A 4,554-nucleotide genomic window follows, 5' to 3' on the forward strand; every position below is an offset into this window, starting at 1 on the left:
CAAGATTGTTTATGTTCATAAAAAGGTAGTGTATCATAGTTTATGAAAGATTATGAAAAACTTGTGCTGCCTTTCCGAAGCTTCTCATAAAGATATTCTTATCACTAAGATTCGGAAAGTTAGGGGCATTCACATCCTTCCGAATCTTTATGTATGAACAAGTGAAAGAAATCTTCGGAAGAAGGTAGTGTATCATAGTTTATGAAAGATTATGAAAAAATGATGCTGCCTTTCCGAAGCTTCTCACGAAGGAATTCTATCCGGCAGTTGCCGGATCGGAAAGTTCCGGGACATATACATCCTTCCGAATCTTAATGTAAGAACTAGTGAAAGAAAGCTTCGGAAGGGAAATGGGTAGTGTATCATTGTTTATGAAAAGTAATTTCACAAAAAATTCAGGAGCAAAAATGAAAAATTGTTTTATATTGATTTTTACGATAATGATTTTCTTATTATCTGCAGAAGTTCTGGATGAAATAGTTGCCAAAGTCGGCAGGGAGATCATTCTCAAAAGCGATCTGGAAAAAAGAAAACAGCAGTTATCTGCAGCCGGATTATTATCTTCGGAAATAACGGATTTTGATATTTTGAATGATATGATCGAAACCCAGATGATCCTGCAGAAAGCAAAGGAAGAAAACTATGAGGTAGATGAAGAAAGGGCTAAAACATTAGCAGAGCAGGAAATCAAAAATGCAGCTGCCAGGTTTGCTTCTGAAGTGGAATTTAAAAGAGAACTGAAAAAAGAGATGGGTTTGACTGTATTTGAATTGAAAGAATTTTACATCGAAATGATCAATGAGCAGGGATTAAAAGAACAGATAATTACGAATGAGATAAAAAATAAAATCCACATCACAGAAGCGGAAGTTGAAGAATATTATCATGAGAATAAAGATGAAATGCCGAATCGGCCGGAAATGGACCAACTCGGAATGATCATGAAAAACATCAAACCAAGCGATGAAACCAGGAAAAAGGCTTTACTCAAAATAAATAAGATAAAAGATAAATTGAATGAAGGTGAAGATTTTGAGGAGTTAGCAAAAGAATACAGTGAATGCCCGAGTGCTGCTAATGGTGGAAATTTAGGATTTTTCGGTAAAGGAGAAATGGTCAAACCTTTCGAAGATGTCGCTTTTGCTTTGATCCCGGGAGAGATCAGCGAAGTTGTGGAAACAGATTTCGGTTTTCATTTAATAAAAGTTAATGAAAAAAAAGAAGAAGAAGTAAATGCCAGTCACATCCTGGTAAAAATCGAACCAACAGAAGAAGATGTAATTGCAATTACACAATTGATGGAAAATGTTCTGAATAGATTGAACAACGGTGAAGATTTTTATGAATTGGCGAAGATCTATTCAGACGATGATTCTTCAGCAGTTAAAGGCGGTGTGATCGGTGAATTTCCTAAAGACGGTTATCCTGAATTTTTCAAAGAACACCTTAAAAAACTCGATTATGGAGAATATACGGAATTGATCAGGGAAGGTGATGTTCTCTATATTTTTGGAAAACTAAAAAAAATAGACGAGAGACCATTCCAATACCACGAAATTTATGATAAATTGAGAGACCTTGTTATTTCCCAGAAGGAAGTCGATCTTTATGAAGAATGGATAAAAGAACTGATCAAAGAAAGATATGTGGAAATACTTCTTGAAGAGTAGTAACACAAACAATTCAGTTTGTGAAAGTGGAACCGAACTTGTTCGGTTATCTTTTTCAACCTTATCCCCAGCCCTTCTCCTATGAGGAGAAGGGAGCACAAGAAAAGAAAATTATGAATTTTTCAACTTTTTATTCAACTCTTTTTAATATCGGATATTTCCCGAAAGCACCAGGAACAGCAGGAACATTCGTAGCAGCTCTCGTTTATTTTTTACTTCCGGAAAGTATGTTCATCAGTGCAGCCTGTTGGATATTTTTTTTGCTGATCGTTTTGATTTTGAGCATAATTTCCGTTCATTTCATTTCCAAAGCAGAAAAAGTTCTCGGACACGACAACGGAAAAATTATAATCGATGAATTTTTCGGTTATTTTTTTTCTGTTTTATTCTTACCTAAAACGATTTTAATAATTATCGGTTCTTTCCTTCTTTTCAGGTTTTTTGATATTCTCAAACCGGAACCGGTAAATATCCTGCAGAAACTTCCCGAAGGTTGGGGAGTTATGGCAGATGATGTGATGGCTGGGATTTATGCGAATCTGATTTTGCAGATTTTGGTGAGGATTTTTTAGGTATAAATATAATTAAAATAAAATTATTATTGCCAAATTTTTAATAATTCCATTTTTTCGGATTGTGATATTTTTTAACTTGATATGGAAATTAGACGGAGGTTATGATGATACTCAAATTGCCGACCTTAAATGCAGAAGTGCAAAATATGGAGGAAAGAAATGAAACGAAAAGAAAAGTTAAGAACAATGTTCATTATAATAACACTTTTACTGTTCGCTGTATTGCATTCTGACACCATAATAGATACAGTTTACAGTACCCCAGAACTAGATGGAAGCATTACTTATTTATATAACGATAACTCATATTGGATAAGTACTGTACCTACTACATTAGGGTGTGGTGATGGCTGGGGAGGTTTAATCGAATCTTATTGGTGGGAAAGAGGTTATGTCTCATTTCCTCTTCCGGATATTCCTGAAGGTTATAATATCGAGACTGCATCTTTCCATATCTATCAACTTGATGCTTATGGAAATGACTTAGGTGGATACCCTATCTGGGATGTTAATCCTTTACCTGATACAACAGATTGTGTTTTAGATCATATAGATTATGGTAATCAACTGAATGTTGATGATTGGACTGCAGGTAATCCCGGAGATACTCAAACTTTACATACGAATATTGGTATAATTAGCGATAATGCAGAATTTGAGTATAAAACTATGGATATTACAGAATATGTATTGGACGATTATGAAAATGTAAGAGATAAAACTCAGTACAGAATACGCTTTTGGATAAATACGGATTGGGATGAGTGGAGAGATGGTCTTGCTTTTAGAGCCGCCGATACACCTACAATTTATAAACCTTTTGCCCGACTTGTTTTTTCAAATGTAAGTTCTAATGAAGAAACTTTATATTCAAATAGCAATTTTCTAAATACATTTCCTAATCCGTTCAATGGGAAAGTAAGCATTGAATATTCAATGTCTCAAGGAAATAACATCTTAGAGATTTATAATATAAAGGGTCAAAGAATATATTTGAGAAGTAACTTAGAAAATGAAGGTACAATAGTCTGGAATTGCGGTGCAAAAAGTTCCGGGTTATATTTTGTGAAAATTTCTAATAAAAATGAAAAAATTATAAAAAGAACAACATTTTTAAAATAGGAGGAAAAATGTTAAAAAGAATTAGTATTCTTATAACTGTGATATTTGCAGCAAGCTTGCTTTTCTCAACCGACTTTGTTCCGGGAAAAGCATTATTTAAAACTACTGAGCCTTTCAATTCTATTGAAGTGATAGATAGCGTGGTAGTAACGGATCAAGTTTGGTTCAATGAAATTTCAAACTATTTTCGATTTGAAGAAATGTATCTTTTAATAATGAATTCAATTGAGTTTGATAGAACTTATGTTGTCTATTTCGATGAAGATACAGATATAAATGCTGTTGTTGATTCGCTTAATAATGAATTAAAAGTTGATTATGCCGAAGCAGCAGGAAGAGGATATTTATTGCAGGAAGATCCTGATTATTATCTGCAGTGGGCACTAACGAATATAGAAGCACATCCTGCTTGGATAAATCATACAAGCGGAGATAATGATATATTAATAGCTGTTTTAGATAGCGGTATAGATTTTGATCATCCGGATCTTGCAGGTAATGACGTTCTATGGAATGAAAACGATTTTTATGGTTTTCAAGAAACTATTGATGATAATGATATTGTATATGATTATGTTGGACACGGAACTATGGTTTCCGGAGTAATTAGGGCAGTAACAGAAAATGGACTCAATATTGCCGGTTTAGCTGGTGGTGGTTTTAATGGTGAAGTCGGTTGTAAGTTATTAACAGTAAAAGTTTTTAATAATACGCCGGAGGATAGTGATACAGGATGGATTGCAGATGGAATAAATAGTGCAGTTTCAGCTGGAGCAAAAGTTATAAATATGAGCTTTTATTGCCCCGAAAGTCAAACAGTTATAGAGCAGTTGGAGGCTGCTTATGAAGCAGGTGTTTGCCTAATAGCTGCTGCAGGAAACGGTTCTATAGAAAGTATATCTTTCCCTGCCAGTCATCAAAGCGTTTTTTCAGCAGGAGCAACTGATATTAACGATAAGAAATCTCCATTTTCCAACTATGAGTATGATCTTGATATTTGTGCACCTGGTGGTATCTCGTCAGGATATGTTTGGAACAATACAAATGATGTTTTAACTTTAACCCCTAACTCGGCTAAACCGAAACCAAAAGGACACTGGTAACCAGAGATGAATACGAATAAATATAAATCATAATTAACGAAAAAAAGGCTTTATCAAAGTCAATGCTTTTTTATTTTTTCTTCA

At 34.2% G+C, this 4,554-nt stretch carries 4 protein-coding genes; all 4 read left to right on the forward strand.

The features are described 5' to 3' along the window. The first annotated feature begins 350 nt into the window (after positions 1 to 350). The 4 genes from ENL20_10365 to ENL20_10380 all read left to right on the forward strand — a co-directional run bounded on the left by ENL20_10365 (position 351) and on the right by ENL20_10380 (position 4,470). Positions 351 to 1,670 (forward strand): peptidylprolyl isomerase, encoded by a 1,320-nt coding sequence (locus ENL20_10365; GenBank protein ID HHE38960.1) that lies wholly within the window; start codon positions 351 to 353, stop codon positions 1,668 to 1,670. Between the two features lie 113 nt (positions 1,671 to 1,783). Next, complete coding sequence (locus ENL20_10370) at positions 1,784 to 2,242, forward strand: phosphatidylglycerophosphatase A (protein ID HHE38961.1); 459 nt, start codon at positions 1,784 to 1,786, stop codon at positions 2,240 to 2,242. A gap of 132 nt (positions 2,243 to 2,374) precedes the next feature. Next, positions 2,375 to 3,367, forward strand: a complete 993-nt coding sequence (locus ENL20_10375) for a T9SS type A sorting domain-containing protein (GenBank protein HHE38962.1) — start codon at positions 2,375 to 2,377, stop codon at positions 3,365 to 3,367. An 8-nt stretch (positions 3,368 to 3,375) separates the two neighbouring features. Further along, positions 3,376 to 4,470, forward strand: a complete 1,095-nt coding sequence (locus tag ENL20_10380) for a hypothetical protein (protein HHE38963.1) — start codon at positions 3,376 to 3,378, stop codon at positions 4,468 to 4,470. Positions 4,471 to 4,554 lie beyond the last annotated feature (84 nt).

The sequence above is a fragment of the Candidatus Cloacimonadota bacterium genome (assembly GCA_011372345.1).
Taxonomy (GTDB): domain Bacteria; phylum Cloacimonadota; class Cloacimonadia; order Cloacimonadales; family TCS61; genus DRTC01.

What these genes read in the sequence shown, in the direction of transcription:
- ENL20_10370 (HHE38961.1), top strand. Translation starts at nt 1,784, where the DNA reads ATGAATTTTTCAACTTTTTATTCAACTCTTTTTAATATCGGATATTTC.
- ENL20_10365 (HHE38960.1), top strand. Translation starts at nt 351, where the DNA reads ATGGGTAGTGTATCATTGTTTATGAAAAGTAATTTCACAAAAAATTCA.
- ENL20_10380 (HHE38963.1), top strand. Translation starts at nt 3,376, where the DNA reads ATGTTAAAAAGAATTAGTATTCTTATAACTGTGATATTTGCAGCAAGC.
- ENL20_10375 (HHE38962.1), top strand. Translation starts at nt 2,375, where the DNA reads ATGCAGAAGTGCAAAATATGGAGGAAAGAAATGAAACGAAAAGAAAAG.